Origin of the sequence: Xanthomonas vasicola pv. musacearum NCPPB 4379 (genome assembly GCF_000277895.2) — a bacterium.
In the GTDB taxonomy this organism is placed as follows: Bacteria; Pseudomonadota; Gammaproteobacteria; order Xanthomonadales; family Xanthomonadaceae; genus Xanthomonas; species Xanthomonas vasicola.
This window is the reverse complement of the sequence record NZ_CP034655.1, coordinates 3139180-3163963: the sequence shown is the minus strand read 5'-3', so window position 1 is coordinate 3163963 and position 24784 is coordinate 3139180. Positions and strand designations below refer to the sequence as shown.

The 24784-nt window shown below is 63.6% G+C and carries 21 protein-coding genes; 8 read left to right on the top strand and 13 right to left on the bottom strand.

Going from position 1 to position 24784, the window contains the following annotated elements; genetic code table 11:
* Positions 1–13: 13 nt before the first annotated feature.
* From frr to KWO_RS14665, 11 genes are all read right to left on the bottom strand, one after another.
* Complete coding sequence (frr, locus tag KWO_RS14715; RefSeq protein ID WP_010366165.1) at positions 14–571, bottom strand: ribosome recycling factor; 558 nt, start codon at positions 569–571, stop codon at positions 14–16.
* A 196-nt stretch (positions 572–767) separates the two neighbouring features.
* Positions 768–1490 carry a UMP kinase gene (gene pyrH, locus KWO_RS14710; RefSeq protein WP_010380378.1) on the bottom strand — a complete coding sequence of 241 codons (723 nt, stop codon included), beginning with the start codon at positions 1488–1490 and terminating at the stop codon, positions 768–770.
* Positions 1491–1596: 106 nt separating this feature from the next.
* Positions 1597–3120 (bottom strand): sensor domain-containing diguanylate cyclase, encoded by a 1524-nt coding sequence (locus KWO_RS14705; RefSeq protein WP_017113766.1) that lies wholly within the window; start codon positions 3118–3120, stop codon positions 1597–1599.
* A gap of 267 nt (positions 3121–3387) precedes the next feature.
* Positions 3388–4266 carry a translation elongation factor Ts gene (tsf, locus tag KWO_RS14700; RefSeq protein WP_010366169.1) on the bottom strand — a complete coding sequence of 293 codons (879 nt, stop codon included), beginning with the start codon at positions 4264–4266 and terminating at the stop codon, positions 3388–3390.
* Positions 4267–4435: 169 nt separating this feature from the next.
* On the bottom strand, positions 4436–5239 hold the full coding sequence (gene rpsB / locus KWO_RS14695; RefSeq protein ID WP_010366170.1) for a 30S ribosomal protein S2: 804 nt from the start codon (positions 5237–5239) through the stop codon (positions 4436–4438).
* Positions 5240–5678: 439 nt separating this feature from the next.
* Positions 5679–6392 carry a fimbrial biogenesis chaperone gene (locus KWO_RS14690; RefSeq protein WP_010380371.1) on the bottom strand — a complete coding sequence of 238 codons (714 nt, stop codon included), beginning with the start codon at positions 6390–6392 and terminating at the stop codon, positions 5679–5681.
* Positions 6393–6394: 2 nt separating this feature from the next.
* Positions 6395–6727: a hypothetical protein gene (locus KWO_RS14685; protein ID WP_010380368.1), complete on the bottom strand. Its 333-nt coding sequence runs from the start codon at positions 6725–6727 to the stop codon at positions 6395–6397.
* A gap of 47 nt (positions 6728–6774) precedes the next feature.
* Positions 6775–7809 (bottom strand): Csu type fimbrial protein, encoded by a 1035-nt coding sequence (locus tag KWO_RS14680; RefSeq protein ID WP_010380366.1) that lies wholly within the window; start codon positions 7807–7809, stop codon positions 6775–6777.
* Entirely contained in the window at positions 7806–10157 is a 2352-nt protein-coding gene (locus tag KWO_RS14675; protein WP_010380364.1) for a fimbria/pilus outer membrane usher protein, read from the bottom strand. Before KWO_RS14675 ends, KWO_RS14680 begins: the two co-directional genes overlap by 4 nt.
* Positions 10158–10173: 16 nt before the next feature.
* Complete coding sequence (locus tag KWO_RS14670) at positions 10174–10935, bottom strand: fimbrial biogenesis chaperone (RefSeq protein ID WP_010380362.1); 762 nt, start codon at positions 10933–10935, stop codon at positions 10174–10176.
* 8 nt (positions 10936–10943) lie between these two features.
* Positions 10944–11468 (bottom strand): Csu type fimbrial protein, encoded by a 525-nt coding sequence (locus tag KWO_RS14665; protein ID WP_010380360.1) that lies wholly within the window; start codon positions 11466–11468, stop codon positions 10944–10946.
* A 316-nt stretch (positions 11469–11784) separates the two neighbouring features.
* On the opposite strand from KWO_RS14665, the gene map reads away from it, so the two are divergent.
* The 8 genes from map (at position 11785) to asnB (ending at position 20681) form a co-directional block, all read left to right on the top strand.
* Positions 11785–12561 (top strand): type I methionyl aminopeptidase, encoded by a 777-nt coding sequence (gene map / locus KWO_RS14660; protein ID WP_010366184.1) that lies wholly within the window; start codon positions 11785–11787, stop codon positions 12559–12561.
* On the top strand, positions 12558–15167 hold the full coding sequence (locus KWO_RS14655) for a [protein-PII] uridylyltransferase (RefSeq protein WP_017113769.1): 2610 nt from the start codon (positions 12558–12560) through the stop codon (positions 15165–15167). Before map ends, KWO_RS14655 begins: the two co-directional genes overlap by 4 nt.
* 16 nt (positions 15168–15183) lie before the next feature.
* Positions 15184–16392, top strand: coding sequence for a 2,3,4,5-tetrahydropyridine-2,6-dicarboxylate N-succinyltransferase (dapD, locus tag KWO_RS14650; RefSeq protein ID WP_010380355.1), 1209 nt, complete (start codon positions 15184–15186; stop codon positions 16390–16392).
* Positions 16389–16712 carry a hypothetical protein gene (locus KWO_RS14645; RefSeq protein WP_010380353.1) on the top strand — a complete coding sequence of 108 codons (324 nt, stop codon included), beginning with the start codon at positions 16389–16391 and terminating at the stop codon, positions 16710–16712. The genes dapD and KWO_RS14645 overlap by 4 nt, the downstream gene beginning before the upstream one ends.
* Positions 16709–17065, top strand: coding sequence for an arsenate reductase (locus KWO_RS14640; RefSeq protein ID WP_010380351.1), 357 nt, complete (start codon positions 16709–16711; stop codon positions 17063–17065). The genes KWO_RS14645 and KWO_RS14640 overlap by 4 nt, the downstream gene beginning before the upstream one ends.
* A gap of 187 nt (positions 17066–17252) precedes the next feature.
* Positions 17253–17543, top strand: coding sequence for a GNAT family N-acetyltransferase (locus KWO_RS14635; RefSeq protein ID WP_010380349.1), 291 nt, complete (start codon positions 17253–17255; stop codon positions 17541–17543).
* An 18-nt stretch (positions 17544–17561) separates the two neighbouring features.
* Positions 17562–18692 (top strand): succinyl-diaminopimelate desuccinylase, encoded by a 1131-nt coding sequence (gene dapE / locus KWO_RS14630; RefSeq protein WP_010366193.1) that lies wholly within the window; start codon positions 17562–17564, stop codon positions 18690–18692.
* Positions 18693–18986: 294 nt separating this feature from the next.
* Positions 18987–20681 (top strand): asparagine synthase B, encoded by a 1695-nt coding sequence (gene asnB / locus KWO_RS14625; RefSeq protein WP_017113238.1) that lies wholly within the window; start codon positions 18987–18989, stop codon positions 20679–20681.
* Positions 20682–20750: 69 nt separating this feature from the next.
* On the opposite strand, the gene hpaM is transcribed toward asnB, so the two are convergent.
* Together hpaM and KWO_RS14615 are read right to left on the bottom strand one after the other, a co-directional pair.
* Positions 20751–21803 (bottom strand): type III secretion-associated outer membrane-bound protein HpaM, encoded by a 1053-nt coding sequence (gene hpaM / locus KWO_RS14620; protein ID WP_010366196.1) that lies wholly within the window; start codon positions 21801–21803, stop codon positions 20751–20753.
* Between the two features lie 442 nt (positions 21804–22245).
* Entirely contained in the window at positions 22246–24384 is a 2139-nt protein-coding gene (locus KWO_RS14615; RefSeq protein WP_010380344.1) for a TonB-dependent siderophore receptor, read from the bottom strand.
* Positions 24385–24784: the final 400 nt, after the last annotated feature.

Sequence of the window (24784 nt, the reverse complement as noted above, 5' to 3'; positions counted from 1 at the left end):
GGCGATGCCGCGATCAGACCGTCATCAATTCCTGTTCCTTGGCCTTGACGACCTCATCCACATCCTTGATGGCCTTGTCGGTGAGCTTTTGAATATCGTCTTCGGCGCCGCGGGCTTCGTCTTCGGTGACGGCCTTGTCCTTGAGCAGATCCTTGACCTGCTGGTTGGCATCGCGACGGATGTTGCGGATGGCCACCTTGCTGTCTTCGCCTTCGCCATGCACGGACTTGCTGAGCTCCTTGCGGCGCTCCTCGGTCAGCGGCGGCAGGTTCAGACGGATCACGGTGCCGACCACGGTCGGGGTCAGGCCCAGATCCGAGGCATAAATGGCTTTTTCCACGTCCTTGATCATGCCCTTGTCGAACAGGCTGATGACCAGCGAGCGGCCTTCGGACACGCTGATGCTGGCGACCTGATTCAGGGGCGTGTCGGTGCCGTAAGCCTTGACCTTGATGCCGTCCAGCAGTGCCGGCGAGGCGCGGCCGGTGCGAACGGTGGTCAGGGAATGGCGCAGAGCATCGATGCTCTTGGTCATGCGCGTCTGCGCGTCTTGTTTGATCTGGTTGAGCATCGCCGGAATCCGTGTGGAGCTGAATCCGGGGATTATAGCCGGGACTGAGGTTCCCGACTCGCAAGCCGCCAGGACCTGCGCAGCCGGTTCACCTGCAGCAGCGTTTCACAGCGGCTACCGATCTTGATCAGCCATCAGCGCAGTGCATCGCACCACGCTTTTACGAATCCCCGATCCCGACTCCCGAACCCGAACCTCAGCTACGGCCCTGCACCAACGTGCCGATCTGTTCGCCGTGCAGGATGCGCAGCAGCACGCCCGGCTCGCTCATGCCGAAGATGCGTAACGGCAAGTCGCTGTCGCGTGCCAGTGCGAAGGCGGCGGTGTCCATCACTTCCAGGCCCTGCATGATCACCTGGTCGTAGGTCAGGGTGTCGTAGCGCACCGCGTCGGTGTGCTTCTTCGGGTCCTTGTCGTACACGCCGTCGACCTTGGTTGCCTTGAGCAGCAGATCGGCACCGATCTCGATCGCGCGCAGCGCTGCGCCCGAGTCGGTGGTGAAGAACGGGTTGCCGGTGCCGGCGGCGAAGATCGCGATGCGGCCCTTTTCGAGATGACGGATTGCGCGACGACGGATGAAGTCTTCGCACACGTCGTTGATCTTGATTGCGCTCATCACGCGCACCTTGGCGCCGAGCTTTTCCAGCGCATCCTGCATTGCCAGCGCATTGATCACGGTGGCCAGCATGCCCATGTGGTCGCCGGTGACGCGGTCCATACCGCTGGCAGCCAGGCCGGCGCCGCGGAAGATGTTGCCGCCGCCGATCACCAGTGCCACCTGCGCGCCGGCCTGCTGGGCTTCGATCACTTCGTGTGCAAGGCGATTGATCACCTTCGGGTCGATGCCGTAATCCCCGTCTCCCATCAGCGCCTCCCCGGAAAGTTTGAGAAGAATGCGGCGATAGGAAAGTTCAGACATGGGGAGGCCTCGGGGGTAGGGGATCTGCAAACGCCGGCAATTCTAGCGGAAGCCCGTCACCTGGCGTGGTAAAAATTCCTTTGTTGGCAGCGGCGTGATCGGCTGCTCAGTGCGCGCGCGAGTTTGGCGGTGTGGCGACGTCGTTCGCATCGTACGCAGTGACGCGGTTGCGGCCGCGATGCTTGGAGCGATACAGCGTGCTGTCTGCCGCCTGCAACAAATGTTCGATGCTTTCGAACTGGCGCTCAACACCGCCGTGCGTGGCAAGGCCTGCAGAGAAGGTGATGTGCAATGGGCCGCCCGGCAGTTGCGCCATCGGCGTGCGTGCGGTTTCGGTCAGGATGCGTTCGATCACCATCAGTGCCGCATCTGCAGGTGTCTTGGGCAGGATCACCAGAAATTCTTCGCCGCCGTAGCGCGCAACCAAATCGCTGGTGCGCACCATGCGTTGCAGCGTCTGCGCGAAGTTGCGCAACACTTCGTCGCCGACCAGATGCCCGTGCGCATCGTTGACGCGCTTGAAGTCGTCCAGGTCGATGAAGGCGATCGACAGCGGCCAGCCCTGGCGCGAGGCCAGTTCGAATTCATGCGTCAGCGCGGTGCCGAGTTGATGCCGGTTGAACACCCCGGTCAGCGCATCGCGGCTGGCCTGTTCGGCCAGATGGCGCATGCGGTTTTCCGATTCGCCGGCATGCCGGCGCGCCTCTGCCACATCCTGCAATTCACGCAGATTGCGCAGCATTGCCAGCTCGCGCGCCTGCTCGAAGATCATCTGGATGTGCTCGGGTTGCGGCACGCGAATGTCGAACAGCGCTTCCAGTTCCGGCAGCGATTCGGCGATGCGTTCGATCACTTTCTCGAAGCGCTCGGCATCCAGCTCCAGCACATCCTGTGCCTGCCGCTGCGCATGTTCGGTGGCGGTGACCGCGCTGGCCGAGAGCCAGATATCGGCCAGGCGTCCGGACAGCGCCACGCAGGCCATAAACGGCTCCAGACCCGCCGGTTCTTCTTCGCTCTGTGCGATCGCATTCTGCAGATACGGCGGCAATTGCCACTGATGCGCGAGCCACGCGCCGACTTCGGCATGGGTGGCGCCCAGGTGCTCGCGTTCGGCGTCCAGCAATGAGGCGTTGTCGGGCGCCTGTTCCAGCAGCGGCCCGTACAGTTCCGGCGCGCCTTCCAGCAGGGCTAGCTTGCCGATGTCCTGCAGCAGCCCGGCCAGCATCAATTCTTCGGGTTTGCGGATGCCGTAAGCCTGGCCAAGGATGCGGCTGGCCAGCGCGCACAGGCCGGCGCGACGCCAGATACGCTCATGCAATGGATGCGCGATGAAGGTGCTGCGCACGCCGTGCACCATCGAAAACCCTAGTGCCAGGCTCAGGGTTGCGTTGAGGCCGAGCATGGTGAGCGCTTGGCCGAGGTTGTCGATGCGACGTCGGCTGGCGTACAGCGGCGAATTGGCCACCCGCAGCATGCGCGCGCTCAATGCCATATCCATGCCGATGACGTTGGCCGTGGTGGTCATGTCCACGTCCGGGTCCTGCGCAAGTTCGATGATGCGCAGCGCAACGCCGGGCGGCGATGGCAGGTTACGGCAGTAGTGCAGGGCGGCCTGAAGATCTGGTTGCATTGAGTCATCGCCGACAGTGACCGCAAGCATACAGCTGCGGTCGTTGAGTGGGGCGCGCCATGCTCCGCCATTGCCACACGGCAATATGGACGCTCAAAGCCTGGTCGGTGTCTTGAGGTAACGGCAACGCCGACCACATCTGTAGAGTTGGGGGCGCGTGATGGCGTGGCGGACGCGTTCGCTTCAGGATCGCGCCGCGCTGCGGATGCGTGACGTGCAGGCAAAAAAAAACCGCGGCATGCCGCGGTTTTTTCTGAGTGGCGAAGATCAGGCCAGACCGGCCTGCTTCATCACTTCGGCGGCGTAGTCTTCCACCACCTTCTCGATGCCTTCGCCAACAGCCAGGCGTTGGAAGCCTATCACTTCGGCGCCAGCGGCCTTGACTGCCTGCTCGACGGTCTGGTCGGTGTTCAGCACGTACGGTTGGCCGTACAGCGTCACTTCGTTGACGATCTTGCTGATCTTGCCGCTGATGATCTTTTCCAGGATCTCGGCCGGCTTGGACTTGTCCTTCTCGGACATCTTGGCCAGTTCGATTTCCTTTTCCTTGGCAACGAATTCGGCCGGAACGTCGGAGGCCTTGACGTGCGGCGGGTTCATCGCCGCGATGTGCATGGCAATGCCGCGCGCCAGCTCGATATCGCCACCCTTCAGCTCGACCAGCACGCCGATACGGCCGCCGTGCACATAGGCCGCGACGTTGTTGGCGCTGTCGATACGGACCAGGCGACGCACCTGCAGGTTTTCGCCGACCTTGGCGATCACCGCAGCGCGACGCTCTTCGATGGTCTCGCCGCTGTCGAGCTTGACGCTCTTGAGCGCTTCGGCATCGGCAGCGTCCGAGTTCAGTGCGGCATTGGCCACAACCTGGGTGAAGGCCAGGAAGTTCTCGTCCTTGGCAACGAAGTCGGTCTCGGAGTTGACTTCGACCAGTACGGCCTTGCCGCCGGCCTGTGCGGTGGCGATGCGGCCTTCGGCGGCAACGCGGTCGGCCTTCTTGTCAGCCTTGGCAAGACCCGACTTGCGCAGCCACTCGGCCGCGGCGTCGATGTCGCCTGCGTTTTCGACGAGTGCCTTCTTGCACTCCATCATGCCGGCGCCGGTGCGCTCGCGCAGCTCTTTGACCAGGGAAGCAGTGATTTCCATGGAATTACCTCATATGGACGAATGCGTGCGGCGGAAGTGTTTCCGCCAGTAGGAGACGGTGCAGCGTGCCGCCGCCCCCGTAGATGTAGTCAGTGGCCTCAGCGACGGGCCGCGAGGGCGCCGTCGGGGCTGCGGCCGCACAGCATGGTGCGGCCGCATTGCATGCCGATTACTCGGCAGCCGGAGCGTCTGCCTTTTTCTCGCCCTTCTTGGCCGGAGCGCGACGGCCCTTGCCTTCGTCGGCGGCTTCGGCCGAAAACTCTTCTTCACGCACCGACGCCGAGTTCGGCGCAGCAGCCTTGCCTTCCAGTACGGCATCAGCAGCGGCGCGTGCGTACAGCTGCACGGCACGGATGGCGTCGTCGTTACCCGGGATGGCGTAGTCGACCAGGGCCGGGTCGTAGTTGGTATCGACCACAGCGATCACCGGGATGCCGAGCTTCTTGGCTTCCTTGATGGCGATGTCTTCATGGCCGATGTCGATCACGAAGATCGCGTCGGGCAGACGGTTCATTTCCTTGATGCCACCCAGCGAGGCGTCCAGCTTTTCGCGCTCGCGACGCAGGCCCAGCACTTCGTGCTTGACCAGCTTTTCGAAGGTGCCATCGGTCTCGGCTGCTTCCAGTTCCTTCAGGCGGGCGACCGACTGCTTGACGGTACGGAAGTTGGTCAGCGTGCCGCCCAGCCAGCGCTGGGTCATGAATGGCATGTTGCAACGCTCGGCTTCTTCCTTGATGGACTCGCGCGCGCTGCGCTTGGTGCCCAGGAACAGCACGGTGCCGCGCTTCTGCGCGATCGAGGAAAGGAAGTTCATCGCGTCATTGAAGAGCGGAACGGTCTTCTCGAGGTTGATGATGTGGATCTTGCCGCGCGCGCCGAAGATGTACGGCGCCATCTTGGGGTTCCAGTAGCGGGTCTGGTGGCCGAAATGGACGCCGGCTTCCAGCATCTGACGCATGGTGACTTGGGGCATTGCAGTAACTCCTGAGAGCGGAATCGCTATGCGCGGACCTGACTTTTTGAAGAGTCCGCACATGGATGTGCGGGCCCTTGCGAAAGGATGCGCACACGATTCCGGGGTTGGGCTTCCCTGTTGCCTCCGCGACGAACCCTTTGTGAGGGCACCCCGGCGCGGATGGCGGCAGCAGGTGTGAATTCGTCGGTGACGTCCGACGTAAACGACGCAGTGCGTGAGAGACGCAAAACAGCCGGGGGATTATAGCGGGCGGCGTGGTCTGGTGCAATTGGTCCGGTTCTAAGGCAGCTGACAGTGATCGCTGGGCGATTCGGGAGTCGGGATTAGGGATTTGTTTAGAGCGGATCGCGAATGACCGGCTGTGTCGCACAGCCGAAGGACGTGAGGCCAGCAACGCTTTTGCGAATCCCTAATCCCGAATTCCCGATCTCAGCCCTCAGGGCTCCAATGCCAGCGTGGTTTCGATATCGCTATTGATACGCGCGACAAAGCGGCCGCTGCCTGCGGGCAGGTTGGCGGGCAGGGCCCATTGGCGGGTCTGGCCGGGCAGGACGTAGCCGGCCAGGTCGTTGCGGATGCGGCGGCGGGTGCCGCCGGCGTCGATATAGGCAAGATCGGCCAGGCGTGCATGGCTGACCCCGGGATTGTAGATGCGCAGCGTGCGGTCGCTACCATGCCCGGCGAGGGTGGCCTGCAGTGCCGGTTGCCGTGCGCTGGCTTGGCTGGGCTGTGCAAACACCGGGGTGGAATAGCGCAGCAGTTCGGTCTCGTTGCCGATGGCGTGCTGGGTGACGACGAGGCGGTAGCTTTCTTCGGCCTGGGTGGGGCTGGGGCCGAGGCGGATCACGCGCAGCAGCTGCCGGCCTTGCGACGGAATTTCGAAATGCGCCGGGCTGACGGTGATGCCGGTCGCCGGCTCAAGCAGTTCGCGTTCGCCGTCCTGACGCCAGCGGTAGAGCTTGGCATCGGCACGCCATGGTTGCGCGGCCTGGTTGTAGAGCCAGACGGTGGCCTGGTCGCTGTCAGCCGGAATATGCGCGGTGGTCGGGGCGATGGCGATCTCGGCAGCGCCGGCGGCGCCGCTTCCTGCCGCACAGGCCATGATCAAGAGCGGGGTCAGCAGAGCGCGAAGGTGGCGGGGCGCGGCCATGCTCAAAACGCGATGGTGGTGATGCGCGCGCTGCCGGCGGGCGCCGGCCCGGCGAGTGCGCTGGCGTCCTGGCCCGTGCTGGTGACAGAGGAGGCTTCGCTGCTGCCGACCGGCTCGGCGATTGCCATCGGCGTGCCCCTGGAGCAACTGGCGTGCGGCGGCGTGGTGCGCAGTTCGCAGCCGCTCAGCAGGCGCAGGCCGATGTGCAGCGTGGAGTTTTCCGGCCCCTTCGCGGTGGTCGCGCTCGCTGCAGTCGAGGTAGCGGCGCAAGCGAGGGTAACCAAAATCAGGCGCTTCAGTAATGCGACCAGCGTCATGAAGGCAATCGTTTGCATTGGAGACGTAACATTAGCGACGCCCCCGATGCGAACTTTATTAATTGTCAGTAAGTGATCGAGACAGTCACCGTGTCGGTGTAGGCGCCGGCAATGGGCAGTTGTGGGGCCGGCGCGCGGCCGTAGACCGTGACTGTCTGCGCCGTGCCATTGCCGGTGCCCGATAGCGTGTCCACCCCGGTGACGGTGCCCCACCGCGTACTGCGGCCGGCGTTGCTGTAGAGCTCGTAGGTAACGTAATTGGCGCTGCTGGCGTGGCGCATGCGTCGGACGCTGCCGGTAGCATTGCTGCCATTGTCCAGCCCGATATTCCAGGCGGTGCGGTTGGTGCAGGCCAGGCTGATGGTGGAGGTCCGATCGATGGCGGCGTCGATGGTGCCGGCGATGCTGCCGAAATCCAGGTCGGTGGTGACGTAGGTATTGCAGCGTGCCGGCACGTTGGCCGAGGCGGTGAACGGAAACGCGTTACTGGCAGTCTTGGAGCCGCTGCCGCCAGCTGTGCAACTGCTCGGCGCAAGCGGCACACCGGTGATGCTTTCGTTATAGGAGTAGCGCAGCACGGTGTCGGCGCCGCCAAAGTTGCTGGTGTGGTTGCCGACCGACAGAATCTGGCTGGCCGGAATTCGCCCGTACACGGTAACGGTGGCCGTCTGCGAGCCGCCGGTGATCACCGGGACGTTATAGGAAAGTGTCAGCGTGCGTGGCGAGGGTGCTGCTGACCCGGTGGCGCCCCAGATCTGCGTACGCGTTGCCTCGCTGTAGATCTGAAAGTCCAGACTGTCGCTGGTGGAGTTGAGCATGCGGCGTGGTGCGTACACGCCACTGCTGGCACTGCCCGGGCCAAGGTCCAGGCAAAGGCTCACTTGTGCATAGCCCAGCACGCTGAGCGCGGCGGTCGCGCAGGACACAGTGAGCGTTGCCACTGCATCGGTGGTGCCGTTGGCCGCCACGTTGCCAAAGGCCAGTGGAGTGCCGAGGGCGACGGTACAAGTGGTGTCCGCGTGCGCACGCTCGCTGGGCGCGAGCCATGACAGCGCGATCATCAGCGCAAGCGCCAGGTGCCAAAGCGTGGACATCTTCATGGCGTTGTCTGCTCAAGGATGCACGGCAGCGGACCTACCCGCGGAATGCCGCCCGGGTCGGCCGGATACGCGAACTGCGCGACACAACGGCCCTGCGGCAGGTCCACCAGAATGCGGTTGTCGCGTTGCAGGTTGTCCAGATAGGTTTCGCCGTCGTAGCCGACCACGACGCGTTCGGAACTGCCGTCGCGCTGCACCACGCTGCCAACTGGCAGCGGCGCGCCCTGCACATCGTGCAGCACGACGATGGCGGCGCGCACGCGGGTGATGCCGAAGTGCACGGCGACGCCGGATTGCTGGCGCGGCGTCACCGCCGTGTCGACACGGTCCACGCGCAGGTCCGCCGGCAGGGTCAGGGTATCGATGGATAACTGGTTGCGCTGCCACGATTGCAACGGCGTCACCAGCAGGGTGCCGCGTGCATCGGTGACCCCGATCAAGCGGTTTTCCAGCCGCACCGGAATGCCGGGCTGGCCGTCGGTGGAGACCACCGCGAAGGCGTCCTGGATATCGCGCGCGGCGAAGGCGCGGCCGTTCATCCATACCAGGCTGCCGCTGGCGCTGGCATAGCCGAAACTGTCGCCGTCCTGGGTTGCTGCGCCGAAGTTGTAACGGCCGACCCGGTTCAACCAGCCCAGTTCGGCCAGTCCGCCGCTGGCATCGTCGCCGGCACGTCCCTGCAGGCGCCAACCAATGCCGCCCAGATCGCCATCGCCGGGCAGTGGCTGGCTGATATCGGCCACAAAGCCGGTGCGGTTGCCGTTGCGCTGCATCGATGCGCTGGCCTGGCGCAGTTCGCCGAAGGTGGTCGACAGTGACAGGTACAGGCTGCGATCACTGGACACATCCAGATTCTGATTGCCCGACAGGTTGGCAGCCCAGTTGCGCCCGAAGTTGCGCGACCAGAACACGCTGGCATAGCGCGAGGTATCGCCCTGCGGATAGCTCAGCCGCACATAACTGGTGCCGAGCGAACCGATCTGGCCGACGTTGACGCCCAGCGCTGCACGGTCGCTGACGCGCGCCGGCAATGCGCCTTGCAACGCGCCCAGGTCGCGGTAATCGCCATGGGTGCGCTGGGTGCCCAGATTGACGTTGAAACGCCGGTTGTTCCAGCCGTAGCCCAGCACGTACTGGCCACCACGCAGCGCGTCCATCCGGCTGTGCGCGTAGGCGGCATTGAACACACCGCCTATGCCCAGCAACCACACGCCGCCTGCGCCGGCATTGATCACGCCGCCGCCGGTTTCGGCATGCGCTTCGATCGTGAAATCGTCGCGTAGGCCTTTGCGAAACGTGGCACTGGCTACACGACGTGGATCATAGGAAAACGAGCGCACACCGTATTCGCGGCGCAGATGGCCGATGCCGGCCGACCATTCGGAAATGCCGCGTGCCAGCAACTGCGGTGTGCCATAGAACGCGAAATCCAGCCGGCGCACGCGGCCGAAGGCATCGGTCACCACGATCTGCGCCTGACCGGTGCCGCTGATGCCCGGCTGCGCTGCCAGCTGAAATGGGCCGGCCGGCACCTGGCCGCTGTATTGGCGCAGCCCGTCCACGTACAGCTCCACGGTGGAGGGCACTGTCGCTTCGCCGAGAAAGCTCGGCGTCGGCGTCAGCACGCGATACGGCTGCAAGGCGTAATTGCGGCCGATCTGCACGCCGCCCAGGCGGAGCGAACGGCTCCAGTCGACAAAGCCGCTATAGAAATCGCCCACGCTGAGGCTGGTGGCGCTGTCCGGGAAATCCATTTGCCAGGCGCTGTCCAGACGCACTGCTTCGGTCCGCCAGCGTTCGTCCTCTGGGCGGTCGTAGGCCAGGAAAATGGCGGTAGTGTCGACCATGCCGCGGCCAATGCCGAAGGCGCGCAGTTCGGTCGCCAGCGACGCGCTGCTGGTGCCGGCATTACGGGTGGCATACAGGTCGTAATTGAGCAGCAGGCCCGGCGATGCGGTGGCGCTGGGCGGGGCCACTTGTTCGGCCTTCAGCACCGTGGTGGACAACGACAGCTGCGCCAGGGGCACCTGCAGCGCGAGCCGCTGCAGCGCGGCGTCGTAACGCACTTCCACATCGGGCAGGCGGTCCAGATCGACCAAGTCGGCGGGCGCGCGGTCGGCCAGGATAAAGCCGAGTTTGCGCAAAGTTTCCACCGAGCCGCGCAGCCGGCCATCGACCAGTTCGAATGGCGCCAGGCCGCGGTCGGCCTGGTTCAAGGTGACGTCCAGATACAGCGTTTGCGCCTGTAGCGTGGCGCCTGGCGGCGGCTGATCGGGAAGCGATGTCACATCGGCCAGATCGCCGGCTGCGGCGGTGCCCAGGCAGGTGGCGGTCGCCAGCAGCGTCATCGCCAGCCGAACCGCATCACGGCGCCGTCGGCGAGGCCAACAAAGTGCGTTCGTCAGCCTCACCATTGATCCTTGCGATGATGGTGCCGCGGCCGAACTGCGCCAGCGGCGCACCTAGCGACCAACGCATGGTCTGACCGGGCAGCACATAACCAACCAAACCATTCAATGTGGTCTTGGTCGCGCCATCGATTTGGTGCCGCAGGTCGGCGACCTGGGCATGTCCGTTGCCTGTATTGCTGATCTGGATCTGCGCCTTGCCATCGCTGCCGGCAACCACTTGCGCGCTCAATGTTGGTGTGGGTTCGGTGGTGCCGGGTGGCAGCAGGAAGATTGGCACCGAATAACGCAGCACGAACTGCATGCCCTTGCGGTCGGCATCGGCGCTGGGCAGCTCGTCGACGATGATGCGGTAACAGTGCTCCTGCCCGGTGGGCGCAGGTCCGGCGCGGATCACCTGGCGCTCGCCGGCGGCCAGGGTGCGCATCGGTGGGCTGACCAGCAGGTCCTGGGTGGGTTCCAGCTGATCCTGCCCATCGCGCTGGGTCCAGCGATACGCGCGGGTCTGCACCTGTACCGGCGCGCTGCCGCTATTGCTTAGCCATAAGCCGTCGGCGGCTTGCTGCGCGCTCAGGCTCAGCGAGGTCGGCGCCAGCTGCAAGCTGGCGGCGTGTGCCGGCGTCAGCAAGACGCCGTTGACCATGACCAGCGTCATCGCCAGTCCGGCTGACGTCAGCCAGGCGGGGAAGCGTGACAACAGGCGGTGATGCACAAGCATGCGCGTGCTCAATAAACGATCGTGGCAGTGATCGTGTCCTGGTAACTACCGGTCGCGGCATTGCTGGCTGCCGGGTTGGTCACACGACCGTAGACCGGGTAGACCTGGTTGATACCGGTGGCGGTACGGCTGAGCGTATTGGTGCCGGTGGTGCTGCCCCAAACCGTGCTGCGAGTTAAGTCTTGGTAGAGCTGGTAGGCGATGAAGTTGTTGGTGGTCACCAGCGGGTCCGTATTTTTCATGCGGCGGGTGGTGACGTCATTGGCAGTGCCGGCATTGCCACCGGCGCTCAGTGCGATGTTGTAAGGCGTCAATGCGGTGCATTGCGCGGTGACGCTGCCGTTGGCGTCGACGTTGGTGGTGGAGGTGGAGAGCACCGAACCGAAGTCGACGTCCGTGGCGGACGCGGCGGTGATCGTGCAGGCCTTGGTGACCGCGATCTTGACGTTGAAGGTGGTGGTATCTGCCGCGCTCGCCATGCCAATGGTCGAGAGGAGGCCGAGGGACAACAGGACAGGGCGGACAGTGCGCATGGACATTTCCTTGACCGTTCTGGTCATCGATGACGCGACGACTCGTCGCATCCCCTGTAATGCATCAGCTGTGCCAAACATAACGCCGAATTCACATGCTATCTAGTTGCCTCAGCTGGTTTTTTTCGTGAAATTGCGATGTCCCACGGATGACTTCGTTAATGCAAGTTTTGACGCTAAATGGACTGCGTCACACATGAATAGGCGAGCGCGACGGTTTTATGCCGTTCCGTCCGCGTGCGCCCAGCTGATGCGTTCTACAAAAAACCCAGACGCGGGTCGTTCAGATTAGCCCGAATCGGCGATAATCGCGGCCATGAGCGTCAATCTAAAAACTAAAGAAGAAATCGAACTGATGCGCGTCGCCGGCCGCCTGGCCGCCGAAGTGCTCGATGTTGTGGGCCCCCACGTCCAGCCGGGCGTGACCACGGCCGAGCTGGACCGCATCTGCCACGACCACATCGTCAACGTGCAGGGCACCATTCCTGCCAATGTCGGCTACCGCGGCTTCCCCAAAAGCGTGTGTACCTCGGTCAACAACGTGATCTGTCACGGCATTCCGAGCGCCGCCAAGGTGTTGAAGGACGGCGACATCGTCAATATCGACGTCACCGTCATCAAGGATGGCTGGCACGGCGACACCAGCCGCATGTACTACGTGGGCACCCCGTCGGTGATGGCCAAGCGTTTGGTCGAGACGACGTATGAAGCGATGTGGCGAGGCATCCGCGCGGTCAAGCCGGGCGCCACCCTGGGCGATGTGGGCCATGCCATCCAGAAGTTCGCCGAATCCGAGCGCTTCAGCGTGGTGCGCGATTACTGCGGCCACGGCATCGGCAAGGTCTATCACGACGAGCCGCAGGTGATGCATTACGGCCGTCCGGGCGAAGGGCTGGTGCTCAAGCCGGGCATGACCTTCACCATCGAGCCGATGATCAACGAAGGCACCTATCACCATAAGACGCTGCCGGACGGCTGGACCGTGGTCACCAAGGACCGCAAGTTGTCGGCGCAGTGGGAACACATGGTGGCAGTCACCGAAGACGGCGTGGATGTGCTGACGCTGTCGGCCAATTCGCCAGCGCCGGTATGACGGAGACGCCGGCGGAGCGACCCGACCCGGGCGTCGCCGGCGACGCGGAATGGGCCGCGCAGGCCCGTCCGCTGCTGGTGCATGCGGACATGCGCCTATGCAAACGCTTCGATCAGGGCGAACCGATCGAGCGGCTGGTCGTTCTGCGCGCACGCGCGGTCGACCAATTGATGCGCAATGCGTGGACCCGCTGCATTCCGGCCGATAGCGGTTTGTCGCTGCATGCGGTCGGCGGCTATGGGCGCGGCGAACTGTTCCCACGCTCGGATGTGGATGTGTTGGTGCTGGGCGAAAGCGTCGCGCAGCAGCAGCACGAGCAGGCCCTGGCGCGCTTGTTTGCGCTGCTGTGGGATGTGGGCCTGCCGATCAGTCATGCGGTGCGCTCGCCAGCGCAGTGCACGGCGGCAGCGGCCGACCAGACCGTGCTCACTGCCTTGATCGAATCGCGCGCGCTGGTGGCCGATGCCGCCGCGCGCGCTGCACTGGCCGCGGCGATCGCGCCGCCACAGGTGTGGCCGCCGCGCGATTTCTTCCAGGCCAAGCGCGAGGAATTACTGGCGCGCCATCAGCGCTTCGGCGACACCGCCGACAACCTGGAACCCGACATCAAGGATGGCCCCGGCGGCCTGCGCGATCTGCAGACGCTCGGCTGGATGGCGCTGCGTGCGTTCGGGGTCAAGGATCTGGAAGCCTTGGTCGGGCTGGGCCATGTCGGTTTCGACGAAGCCGCCGCATTGCGTCGGGAGCGCGAAGAGCTCGCCCGCCTGCGTTTCGGTCTACACATCGTGGCCAACCGGCCGGAAGAGCGCCTGCGTTTCGACTACCAAAAGACCCTCGCCGAACGGCTGGGGTTTGCTGACGACCTGGAAAGCCTGGGTGTGGAAAAAATGATGCAGCGCTTTTATCGCAGCGCTGCGTTGATTCGTCGCATCAGCGACCGGCTGCTGCAGCGCTTCGAAGAACAGTTCGATGGCGAAGCGACACTGGAACCGCTGCGCGATGGCTTCAGCCTGCGCCGCGGCTATTTGGCTGCCGACTCGGACAGCTGGCCGGGCAACGATGTGTTGCAGGTGTTTGCACTGTTCGCGCAATGGGCGGCACACCGCGAGGTACGCGGCCTGCATTCGTTGACTGCGCGCGCGCTGGCCGAGGTGCTGCGCGAGTTGCCGGCGTACGACATGGCAGATGCCACTGCCCGCGAGCGCTTTATGGCGCTGTTGCGCGGCCCGCGTGCGGTGGAAACGCTCAATCGCATGGCGCGGCTCGGTGTGTTGGGGCAGTGGATTCCGGCATTCGCCAGCGTTTCCGGGCGCATGCAGTTCGACCTGTTCCATGTTTATACGGTGGATCAGCACACCCTGATGGTGTTGCGGAACATCGCGCTGTTTGCCGCCGGCCGCGCCGACGAGCGTTTCTCGATTGCGCATGAAGTCTGGCCGCGTCTGCGCAAGCCGGAACTGCTGCTACTGGCCGGCCTGTTTCACGATATCGCCAAAGGCCGTGGCGGCGATCATTCCGAACTGGGCGCGGTGGATGCGCGCGCGTTCTGCCTTGCGCATCGTCTGAGCGAAGGTGATACCGAACTGGTGACCTGGTTGGTGGAGCAGCATTTGCGCATGTCGGTTACCGCGCAGAAGCAGGACATCTCCGACGCGGAAGTGATCCACCGTTTCGCCACTCTGGTCGGCACACGCGAGCGTCTGGATTATCTGTATCTGCTCACCTGCGCCGACATCGCCGGCACCAGTCCCAAACTGTGGAATGCATGGAAAGACCGGCTATTGGCGGATCTGTATTTCGCTGCACGCCGCGCCTTGCGCGAAGGCCTGGAACATCCGCCGCCGCGCGAAGAACGTCTACGCGAAGCACGCGAATCCGCACGTGCATTGATGCAGGCGCAAGGGCATGACGATGCCACCATCGACCGGCAATTCGGCGGCATGCCGGACGAAAACTTCCTGCGCTTCCGTCCCGAGCAATTGGCCTGGCAGGCAGCGTCGCTGATCGAAGTGGACATCGGCCAGACCCTGGTCAAGGCGCGGCGTGTGGTGCCGGACAACGATGCACTGGAAGTGTTCGTGTATTCGCCGGACCGCGATGGACTGTTTGCGGCCATCGTGGCCACGCTCGATCGCAAGGGCTACGGTATTCACCGCGCACGCGTGCTGGACGCGCCGCACGATGCGATCTTCGACGTGTTCGAAGTGCTGCCGCAGGAAACGTATGCCGACGGCGACCCGCAGCGGCTGGCGGCAACACTGCGCCAGGTGCTTGCCGGCGACCTGCAGAAGGTGCGTCCGGCACGGCGCGCAGTGCCGCGCCAGCTGCGGCATTTCCGCTTCGCACCGCGGGTGGAGTTCAGCGAAAGCGCCGGCGGCCGCCGCACACGCATCAGCCTGGTCGCGCCCGACCGTCCCGGCCTGCTTGCCGATGTGGCGCATGTGCTGCGCATCCAGCACCTGCGTGTGCACGATGCGCGCATCGCCACCTTCGGCGAGCGCGCCGAAGACCAGTTCCAGATCACCGACGAGCACGACCGCCCGTTGTCCGAATCCGCCCGGCAGGCACTGCGCGATGCGCTGTGTGCCTGCCTCGACCCTGTCTAGCACTCCGGAGAACCCCATGGCCACCAGCAAGAAGACCGCGCGCAAGCAGAGCGCGACCACCGCGACCACTCCCACCAGCGCAACGCCCAAGCGCGTGAGCGCCACAAGCGGCAAGGCTGCGAAGGCGCCCGTTGCGGCCGCCTCCAAGCCGGTCGCCGGCGCTGGCAAGAAGAATGCCGCTGGCGCTGCCGGCAACAAGGCCGTTGCATCGAGGCCAGCACGCCAGAAGACCGCTGATAAGAAGATAGTCGGCAAGACCGCGACTGCCGCTGCGCCGCGCGTGGCCAAGCAGCCGACCAAGGTGGTTGCTGCACCGGCTGCAAAGAAGGCGGCGGCGGCAAAGAAGCTGCCGATTGCCGAGCAGGCCGTGCACAGCGCTGCAGTGCAGGTCGGCAACGATGAACTCAAGTTCGGTATCGAAAGCGCGTTCGAACGTCGCGCCACGCTGACCATGGACGAGATCGACGGCTCCACGCGCGCAATGGTCACGCGCGTGATCGACGGCCTGGAAAGCGGCGAGTTCCGCGTCGCCGAGCCGAACGGGCAGGGCGGCTGGACCGTCAACGCGTGGTTGAAGAAAGCCGTGCTGCTGTATTTCCGCGTCAACGAGATGGCGGTGATCGATGCCCAGCCCGCGCCGTTCTGGGACAAGGTGGAATCGCGCTTTGCCGGCTTCCATGAAGCCGAATTCCGCAAGGCCGGCGTGCGCGTGGTACCGGGTGCGGTGGCGCGTCGCGGCAGTTACTTCGGCAGGGACGTGGTGCTGATGCCGAGCTTCACCAACATCGGTGCGTATGTCGGCGAAGGCACCATGGTCGACACCTGGGCCACGGTGGGTTCGTGCGCGCAGATCGGCAAGCATTGCCATCTCTCCGGCGGCGCCGGCATCGGCGGCGTGCTCGAACCGCTGCAGGCCAGTCCCACCATCATCGAAGATCATTGCTTCATCGGCGCACGTTCGGAAGTGGTGGAAGGCGTGGTCATCGGCCACCACAGCGTGATCGGCATGGGCGTGTTTATCGGACAGAGCACGCGCATCTATAACCGCGCAACCGGCGAGATTTCCTATGGATACGTGCCGCCGTACAGCGTGGTGGTGTCCGGCCAGTTGCCCTCGAAGGACGGCTCGCACTCGCTGTACTGCGCAGTGATCGTCAAGCAGGTCGATGCCAAGACGCGCAGCAAGACCAGCGTCAACGAGTTGCTGCGCGGTCTGGCAGATTGAGTGCCACGCAGCCTGTCGGCGCCATGCTGTCGCGTTCGCCCGGTGGCTGGATCCGTTGGGGCATCCCGACCCTCTGGTTGGGATGGGTGGCGGTCTACATCGCCGGCTCGCTGATGCGCGATGGCATTCCGCAGCAGCTGGACATTCTGCGTTGGCTGGCGCCTGCACTCGTTCCGCCGCTGCGGATGGCGCTGAAATTCCATGGCGAACGCGCCGATGTGGTGTTTCTCCCCGCACGCGGCCTTGAACACCATCAATTGGCAAACACCCTGTCGGCGAGCACAAGCGTGCGCCGCGCAGTCCAGAAGGGCACACCATGACCACGCTGTACGGATTGAAGAATTGCGACACCTGCAAGAAGGCAACCAAGTGGCTGGATCGCTTCGGCGTGGCCTACACGTTCGTCGATTACCGCGAGCAAAAACCCGAGCCGGAAACGCTGGTCGCCTGGGCCGAACAGGCCGGCGGATTCGATGCATTGATCAACAAGTCCTCGACCACCTGGCGCCAGTTGCCGGACAACAAAAAGACGCCTGGCTCGCAGGCCGAATGGAAGCTGCTGCTGCGCGAGTATCCGCAGCTGATCCGACGGCCCCTGGTCGTCACCGACGACGACGCGTTGAGCCAAGGATTCTCCGATAACGGCTTCAAGAAGCGGTTCGACATCGAGTGAACGTGCGGCCCTACCAGGCCGAGGACTGGCTCACGCTGTGTGCCGTACACGATGCGGCGCGGCAGCAGGCGCTGCGGGCGGCCGGCTTGCCGAAAGCGTTTCTACCCCTGCCGATCGCCGCCGAGCGTGAGTCACCGTTCGACTATATGTTGCGCGTGGCGAGCTCGACGGACGCGTGGTGGGATGGGTGGCCTACGATGCGCAGGAACTCGCCTGGCTGTCTGTGGCGCCGGACGCGCAACGACGCGGCGTGGGCGCAGCGCTGGTTGCAGCGGTCCCGCAGGACCGCCCGAACGTCCTGTCGCTGGAATTGCTGCAAGGAAATGACACGGCACTGGCGTTCTACCAACGCTGCGGCTTTGGCATCACCGGCCGCCACGGCTGTATGCCGGGACACGAGCGTGTTGCGGTGCGCGTGCAGGCGATGCAGTGGCATGGCCCGGATGCTGCCCCAGCGACGCATAAATCAACCGTGTGATCAAAAAGGCCTGACGACATGAACGATGTGCTGAAGCTGACCTGCGATCTGATCGCACGCGCCTCGGTGACCCCTGATGATGCTGGTTGCCAAGCGCTGCTTGCAGAGCGCTTGACTGCCGCCGGCTTTGCTTGCGAGCACTTGCGACTGGGCGAGGTCGACAATCTATGGGCCACGCATGGCAGTGGCGCGCCGGTGCTGGTGCTGCTGGGGCATACCGATGTGGTACCGCCGGGCCCGCGCGAAGTGTGGACCAGCGATCCGTTCGATCCGCAGATCCGCGACGGCGTGCTGTATGGGCGCGGTACGGCTGACATGAAAGGCAGCGTCGCTGCGTTCGTGGTTGCCGCGGAGCAGTTCGTTGCCGCGCATCCCACGCATGCCGGCACGCTGGCAGTGTTGCTGACTTCTGATGAGGAGGGCGATGCCATCGATGGCGTGCGCCGTGTCGCTAACCTATTTCGCGAACGCGGGCAGGCGATCGATTGGTGCATTACCGGGGAGCCATCGTCTACCGAGCGCTTGGGTGATCTGTTGCGCGTCGGTCGTCGCGGCAGCCTGTCCGGTACGCTCACCGTCAAGGGCGTGCAGGGGCACGTGGCGTACCCACAGAAGGCGCGCAATCCGATTCATCTGGCAGCGCCTGCGCTGGCCGAATTGGTCGCGCGGCAATGGGACGATGGCTTCGAAAGTTTTCCGCCGACCAGTCTGCAACTCTCCAATATCCACGCCGGCACAGGCGCCAATAACGTGATCCCCGGCGAGCTGCAGGTGGCCTTCAATCTGCGCTACACGCCCCACTGGGACGCGCCGCGCCTGGAGGCCGAAATCACTGCACTGCTCGATCGGCATGCGCTGGACTATGCGTTGCGCTGGCATCGCAGCGGCGAGCCGTTCTACACACCGGAAGGGCGCTTGCGCAGTGTCGCGCGTGAGGTGTTGGGTGAGTTCGCCGGTGCGCCGCCGGAAGAGAGCACCGGTGGCGGTACTTCCGACGCGCGGTTCATCGCACCGCTGGGCGCGCAGTGCATCGAAGTCGGCCCGGTCAACGCCAGCATCCATCAGGTCGACGAGCACGTGCGTGTGGCCGATCTGCAGGCGCTGCCGGCGCTGTATCGCACGCTGATCGAGCGCTTGCTGGTCGGGTGATCGGGTCACGTGCACGCCGTCGTTGCCGCTGAAACAGTTGCGCCGATGAAACCGAACGGTTAGCGTCGGCCACATGGTCATTCGCTTTGCCAACCTCAATAACGCCAACCGCAACAATCTGCGCACGAATAATCGTGCGCGGCCGATGCGGGTCTGCGACTAGGCGAAATCCACCAAACGCCCAGGAATCAGAAAACCCGCATCGGCCGATGCGGGTTTTTTTTTGGGTGTCATTTTCATGCAGCACGGTCTCTCACCGGCCGCCAACCCCCGCAGTTTTTCAGGAGTGTATCCATGTGTTCCATCTTCGGTATTTTCGGCCTGCAACCCGGTGACGATCTGCAGGCGCTGCGCCGGCAGGCACTGGAATGTTCGCAGCGGCAGCGTCATCGCGGGCCCGACTGGAGCGGCGTCTACGTCGATACCGGTGCCATTCTGGTGCACGAGCGCCTTGCCATCGTCGACCCGGCCGGCGGCTCGCAGCCGCTGCTATCCGAAGACGGGCAGCTCGCCTTGGCGGTCAATGGCGAGATCTACAACCATCGCGAACTCAAGGCCGAACTGCTGCACCCGTACGCCTTCCAGACCGGCTCCGATTGCGAGGTGATCAATGCGCTGTATCGCGAAGATGCGCCGGCCTCGTATCTCAACCGCCTCAACGGCATCTTTGCGTTCGCGCTGTGGGACAAGACGGAAGGGCGGGTGATCATCGCGCGCGACCCGATCGGTGTGGTGCCGCTGTACTGGGGGCACGACCGCGAAGGCCGCCTGCGGGTGGCATCTGAATTGAAATCGCTGGTGGACGATTGCGCCGACGCGGCGCAGTTCCCGCCGGGTCATTGGTACGACAGCGCCACCGGGGTGCTGAGCCGTTACTACGAACGCGCCTGGCGCGAATATGCCGAAGTGGAAGGCGTGCAGGTGCAACTGCAGGAATTGCGCGAGGCCTTCGAGCGTGCCGTGCACCGCCAGCTGATGACCGACGTGCCGTACGGCGTGTTGTTGTCGGGCGGGCTGGATTCCTCGTTGGTTGCAGCAGTTGCTTCGCGCTACGCCCGTCACCGCGTCGAAGAAAACGACACAACCGAAGCGTGGTGGCCGCGGCTGCATTCGTTCGCGATCGGCTTGAAAGGCTCGCCCGATCTGGCTGCGGCGGAAGTGGCTGCCGCAGCGCTGGGCACCGTGCACCACGGTTTCGAATACACCTTCGAAGAAGGGTTGGATGCGTTGCCTGACGTCATTCGCCACATCGAAACCTACGACGTCACCACCATTCGCGCTTCCACGCCGATGTTTTTGTTGGCGCGGCGGATCAAGGCGATGGGCGTCAAGATGGTGCTCTCCGGCGAAGGCAGCGACGAGATCTTCGGCGGCTACCTGTACTTCCATAAGGCGCCGAACGCGCGTGAATTCCATGAAGAGCTGGTGCGCAAGCTCGAGGCGCTCAACAACTACGATTGCCTGCGCGCAAACAAGTCGATGATGGCCTGGGGCGTGGAGCCGCGCGTGCCATTCCTGGACCGCGAATTCCTGGATGTCGCAATGCGCATGGACGCCAGTTTCAAAATGATCGACAAGACCAGCAGCGGCGCCACGCGCATGGAAAAGGGCGTGCTGCGCGAAGCATTCGCGGGCTATCTGCCGGAATCGATTCTGTGGCGTCAGAAGGAGCAGTTCAGCGACGGCGTCGGCTATGGCTGGATCGACGGATTGAAAGCGCACGCCGCAGCGCAGGTGAGCGATCGCGAACTTGCCGCTGCCGATCGACGCTATCCGGTCAACCCGCCGCAGACCAAGGAAGCGTATTTCTATCGCACCTTGTTCGAGCAATTCTTCCCCAGCCAGGCGGCGGCGGAAACGGTGCCGGGTGGCAAGTCGATCGCCTGTTCTTCGCCAACCGCGATCGCCTGGGATGCGAGTTTTGCCGCGATGGCAGATCCATCGGGCCGCGCAATTGCCGGGGTGCACGAGCAGGCGCTGGCCTCGTAAGGCTGCCGTAACTGCAGCGGCCGGGCGTGCATTGCTGCACGCCTGGCCGCTGTTCTTAGTGCACGCGTCTCATTGCTCCAGACGCACGCAGTACCCATAGCGCTGCGGATCGATATCCACACCGGCCATGTCGGCCTGGTTGTTGCGCCATAGATTCGGCTTGAAGTCGGCCGCCGTGCAGTTGGCTGCCCGGTCCACGCCGATGGTGTAGGTGAACGGCATGTTGGCGAAACGGTTGTTCTCGAATACGTTGTCCTGGCTCATGCTGTTGTCCCAGCACAAAATTTCCGGTGTGCGATAACGAATCGCGCAGGCCAGAAACACGCCAGCCACTTTGTTGCCGTCGAATTGATTGTTGCTGAAGCGATTGCGCCGTGCATCCGAGAGATAGATACCTTGGCTGCCATTGCGCTCGAAGCGGTTGTTGCGAATCTCGCTGTCTTCCAGGTGTTCGGTGGTCAAACCAGCAGCCACGTTGTCGTGGATGTAGTTGTTGACCATCGTGACCTTGGCGGTGCGGTTGAACGACACGCCGTCCCAGATTGCGCCAGACACATCGTTGTTTTCGATGGTGATTTCACGGGTGTCATACTCGCTCAGCAGACACGCGCTACGGCACTTGTTGACCTGCAGGCCGGCAAGCCGGATGCCTTGCCCGGACCGCACCACTACTGCGCTATTGCTTAGATAGGGGCGCTCGGGCATGAATTCTTTGTCGCCAGTGCTGGCGACGATCTGCATGTCTTCGATGCTGACATTGCGGATCACGCCGGTGGGCTGCTGGTTTTCGTAATCGCCGACCACCAGAACCGGCTGCTGCACGCCGTCGGCCATGCGCACGATGGTGCTGGGGCCTTGACCGCGCAGGGTGAGGTTGCCGCGGTGGATCGATACCAGGCCATTAAGCGGGAACTCGCCTTTTTCCAGGCACAACACCGCCGGCGTATCGCTTTGCGGCAACTTGTCGATGGCTTTTTGCAGGTCCTGGCCAGGACGTGCTTTGGCGGTGCATGCAGCCACAGGCGCAGCCGGCGGGCCGGATTTGGCTGGCGGCGCGGCAGAGCAGGCAGTCGCAAACATCAGTGGCAACAGGGCGGAAACGGAGCGGGCAAGCAAAGGCATGCGGATTCCGGTCAGTGGGGGGAAGAGGGCAATGTGTGGAGCGAGGCTCGACATCGCGACGGGCTCTAGTGTGTCCCACCGGACGTTAAATTCCAGCCCACATGTGCCTGCGCGATTCGGTACAGGTTCATTCCACTGCTGCAGCCGAGGCTGCATTGGCCATTGCATACAGTCGCATCGGTTGACGTGCGTCACAGTGCTGACGAAACAAGGTGATTTGCGCGATCATCTATCGAACAACGGTGCTCGCAGTCGTGGTGGAGTGTTTGCATGCTGTTTTCGCATGCGTCTGCATGCGCCCAGCCGCAGCCCGTGCGTTATTCGACGCCTGAAGCGAGCGTCATGCCGGTGCTGCGTCAATGCGTATCGCACGCGTGATGCGTGATGCTTGCTGACATCGCAGGTGCCGGCGGATGCAGCGCGTACACCAGCTGCGCCACCGTCAAAAGCTGTATGCCAACTGCGCATAGATGCGGCGCGGCTCGCCAGGGAAATGCCCGGCGCGGGTGTTGAAACCGCTCACCGCATACACCTTGTCGAACAGGTTCTTGACGTTGATCTGCAGTTTCCACGCGTCCCATTGCGTCTGCCAGCTGATGTCGTAAATGGCATACGGTTTGACGCGCTGCCCGTCCAGGCTGACGCGTTCGCCCACGTAGTCGGCACCAAAGGCGATTGCCGAGCGCCACACCGGCAGGTCGTAGCGTGTCCATAAACCGAAGATGTTGCGCGGTGCATTGGCGAAGCGATCGCCGGCCGCATTGGTGATGCCGTCGGTGCCTGCATCGAGCACGCGTGCATCGTTGTAAGCGTAGGTGAGGTTAAGTACCCAGCGCTCGGTGAGATCGGCCAGCAGGTCTACTTCCAGACCTTCGCTGCGCACCAGGCCAAGTGCAGAGAGCTGATTGACGCCATCGACGATGCGGCCGTTGGCCTGCACGATGTTGCTGCGCTCGATGCGATACAGCGCCGTGTTGAGGGTCAACCCACCGTCGTTGAGGGCAGTCTTCAGGCCCACTTCCCATTGCGTGCTGCGTTCCGGGTCGAACGGGCCGCCCACGCTGCTGTCCTGATTGGCGGCGTCCTGCGGCAAGAAACCGCTGGCGTAATTTGCGTAGGCATTGATGCCCTCGCGCAGCACGACAGTGCTGCCGACGCGCCAACTCATATCGTTGCCGGTAACGCGTGAGCCGTCCAGCAGGTTGTCGTCCCTGAAGCCATCCCAGCGTAGCCCGGCCATTGCATACCAGCGCGGGGTCAGTGTGAGTTCGTCCTGCAGATATGCGCCATAACGTTGACCGCGCGTGCTGGTTGCGCGCCATGGCAAGGTGTCCAAGCCGTAATCGTAGAAGCCGCTGCGCCCGTACACGGGGTTGAACAGATCGATACCCGGCACTGGGCCACGTACGCGGCCGGTGTCGGCGGTATTAGCGGTTTGCGCGCGGAAATCAGCATCCAGGCGGTAGTAGTCCGCGCCCATCAGCAGCTTGTGCTCGATCGCACCGGTGCTGGTGCGGAACACCGCATTGACATTGCTGGAGATCGCATCGTTGTCGCGGTACTGATTGCGCAACTGTCGGGTCATCCATTCGGCAGTGCCATCGCGATCGCGGTCGATCAAGCCCATCGGCTCGTGATAGATCTGATGCTCGTCGTTCTTGAACCAGCGCAGCGCCATGTCCACATCCCACGCGCTGGACGGTGCGAACCGGTACTGCGCAAACGCCACCTTTGCGCGCATGTCCAGGAAGTCGGTGGGCTCGTTGTGATTCCAACGCCGGTCGGTGAGGAAGTTGCCGGCGTTATCCACCGGCACCCCGCGCAGACGATTGCCGCCCAGGTTTTGGGTGATGTCGGTGTACTGCAGGGTTAGCTCGCCAGTGTCGCCGATATCGAAGGCCACTGACGCATCGCCGATCTGGCTTTGGCTATCGGTGTTCCAGCGAAACCCATCTTCGCCATCGGCATAGGCGCCGATGCGGTAGCGGACACGGCCATCTTCGCGCACCGGCCCGGTGGCTTCGAACGAGGCCGCGCCGAAGGATTGATTGCCGACCTGCAGTTCTATGCGCCGCTCAGCCTGATGGCCGGGTTTGCGCGTGACATAGTTGATGACGCCACCCGGTTCGCCACCGCCATACAGCGCGCCGGCCGGGCCTTTGAGCACTTCCACGCGCTCTATGTTGAACAGCTGCGGCACTGAGAAGCCGGCATACGGGTCGCCGCGCAGGCCGTCGTACAGCACGTTTTCCTGGCGGAAACCGCGCAAGGTCACACCGGCATAGCTGAAGAAGCTGATGCCGCTGATGCTGCGATACAAATCGGTGATCTGACGCGCAGCCTGGTCGTCGATCAACTCGCGCGGCAACACCTGCACCGACTGCGGCACCAGCGCCAATGGCGTATCGGTGCGCGTGGCAACGGCAGCGTCTTCGGATTTGTAGAGCGTCTGCGCACGGCCGACGACATCCACGCCGTCCAGCTCGGTTACGGCGGGACTGGCGGTATGTTGAGCGAAGGCAGGCTGGGTATGCAGAGCGAGCGCAGCGGCGAGCGCGGTGACAAGAAGCGTGGGGCGCATTGGTCACTAATGGGAATGGTTATCAAATGCATCTTAGCATGGTGTGTTTGGTGAATTGCAGAGGCCGCTGCAATGATGGGCACGAGGCTTTGAGCGGAGGTGCGATGTGCTGTGTGCAAATGCATGTACAGGTGTGGAGGTATGCACGCGAAACGCGGAGTCGTAGAAGCCTGAAAATGCAGAAGGCAAGGCGGGTAAGGCAGTCAAATAAGGCAGAGCAGGCAGAGCAGAACGTACGAGAGCGTGGTCTCGCTTCTCCCGCTGGGACATTGTCCCCTTCATGGGGGAGAAGGTGTCCGAAGGGCGGATGAGGGTACGTGCGAAGTCTCATGCGCTCGTGTGCCGAGCGTTTTTGAATGACTAAGGGCAGGGCCACCTTGCGCACTAATCGAATGCTGCG

Excerpts from the sequence above, each read along its gene's own strand:
- KWO_RS14640 (WP_010380351.1), top strand. The coding sequence starts at position 16,709 with ATGACCACGCTGTACGGATTGAAGAATTGCGACACCTGCAAGAAGGCA.
- KWO_RS14670 (WP_010380362.1), bottom strand. The coding sequence starts at position 10,935 with ATGCTTGTGCATCACCGCCTGTTGTCACGCTTCCCCGCCTGGCTGACG.
- KWO_RS14690 (WP_010380371.1), bottom strand. The coding sequence starts at position 6,392 with ATGGCCGCGCCCCGCCACCTTCGCGCTCTGCTGACCCCGCTCTTGATC.
- dapE (WP_010366193.1), top strand. The coding sequence starts at position 17,562 with ATGAACGATGTGCTGAAGCTGACCTGCGATCTGATCGCACGCGCCTCG.
- KWO_RS14685 (WP_010380368.1), bottom strand. The coding sequence starts at position 6,727 with ATGCAAACGATTGCCTTCATGACGCTGGTCGCATTACTGAAGCGCCTG.
- map (WP_010366184.1), top strand. The coding sequence starts at position 11,785 with ATGAGCGTCAATCTAAAAACTAAAGAAGAAATCGAACTGATGCGCGTC.
- KWO_RS14615 (WP_010380344.1), bottom strand. The coding sequence starts at position 24,384 with ATGCGCCCCACGCTTCTTGTCACCGCGCTCGCCGCTGCGCTCGCTCTG.
- KWO_RS14705 (WP_017113766.1), bottom strand. The coding sequence starts at position 3,120 with ATGCAACCAGATCTTCAGGCCGCCCTGCACTACTGCCGTAACCTGCCA.
- hpaM (WP_010366196.1), bottom strand. The coding sequence starts at position 21,803 with ATGCCTTTGCTTGCCCGCTCCGTTTCCGCCCTGTTGCCACTGATGTTT.
- KWO_RS14665 (WP_010380360.1), bottom strand. The coding sequence starts at position 11,468 with ATGCGCACTGTCCGCCCTGTCCTGTTGTCCCTCGGCCTCCTCTCGACC.
- pyrH (WP_010380378.1), bottom strand. The coding sequence starts at position 1,490 with ATGTCTGAACTTTCCTATCGCCGCATTCTTCTCAAACTTTCCGGGGAG.
- KWO_RS14655 (WP_017113769.1), top strand. The coding sequence starts at position 12,558 with ATGACGGAGACGCCGGCGGAGCGACCCGACCCGGGCGTCGCCGGCGAC.
- dapD (WP_010380355.1), top strand. The coding sequence starts at position 15,184 with ATGGCCACCAGCAAGAAGACCGCGCGCAAGCAGAGCGCGACCACCGCG.
- frr (WP_010366165.1), bottom strand. The coding sequence starts at position 571 with ATGCTCAACCAGATCAAACAAGACGCGCAGACGCGCATGACCAAGAGC.
- tsf (WP_010366169.1), bottom strand. The coding sequence starts at position 4,266 with ATGGAAATCACTGCTTCCCTGGTCAAAGAGCTGCGCGAGCGCACCGGC.
- asnB (WP_017113238.1), top strand. The coding sequence starts at position 18,987 with ATGTGTTCCATCTTCGGTATTTTCGGCCTGCAACCCGGTGACGATCTG.
- KWO_RS14680 (WP_010380366.1), bottom strand. The coding sequence starts at position 7,809 with ATGAAGATGTCCACGCTTTGGCACCTGGCGCTTGCGCTGATGATCGCG.
- rpsB (WP_010366170.1), bottom strand. The coding sequence starts at position 5,239 with ATGCCCCAAGTCACCATGCGTCAGATGCTGGAAGCCGGCGTCCATTTC.
- KWO_RS14675 (WP_010380364.1), bottom strand. The coding sequence starts at position 10,157 with ATGACGCTGCTGGCGACCGCCACCTGCCTGGGCACCGCCGCAGCCGGC.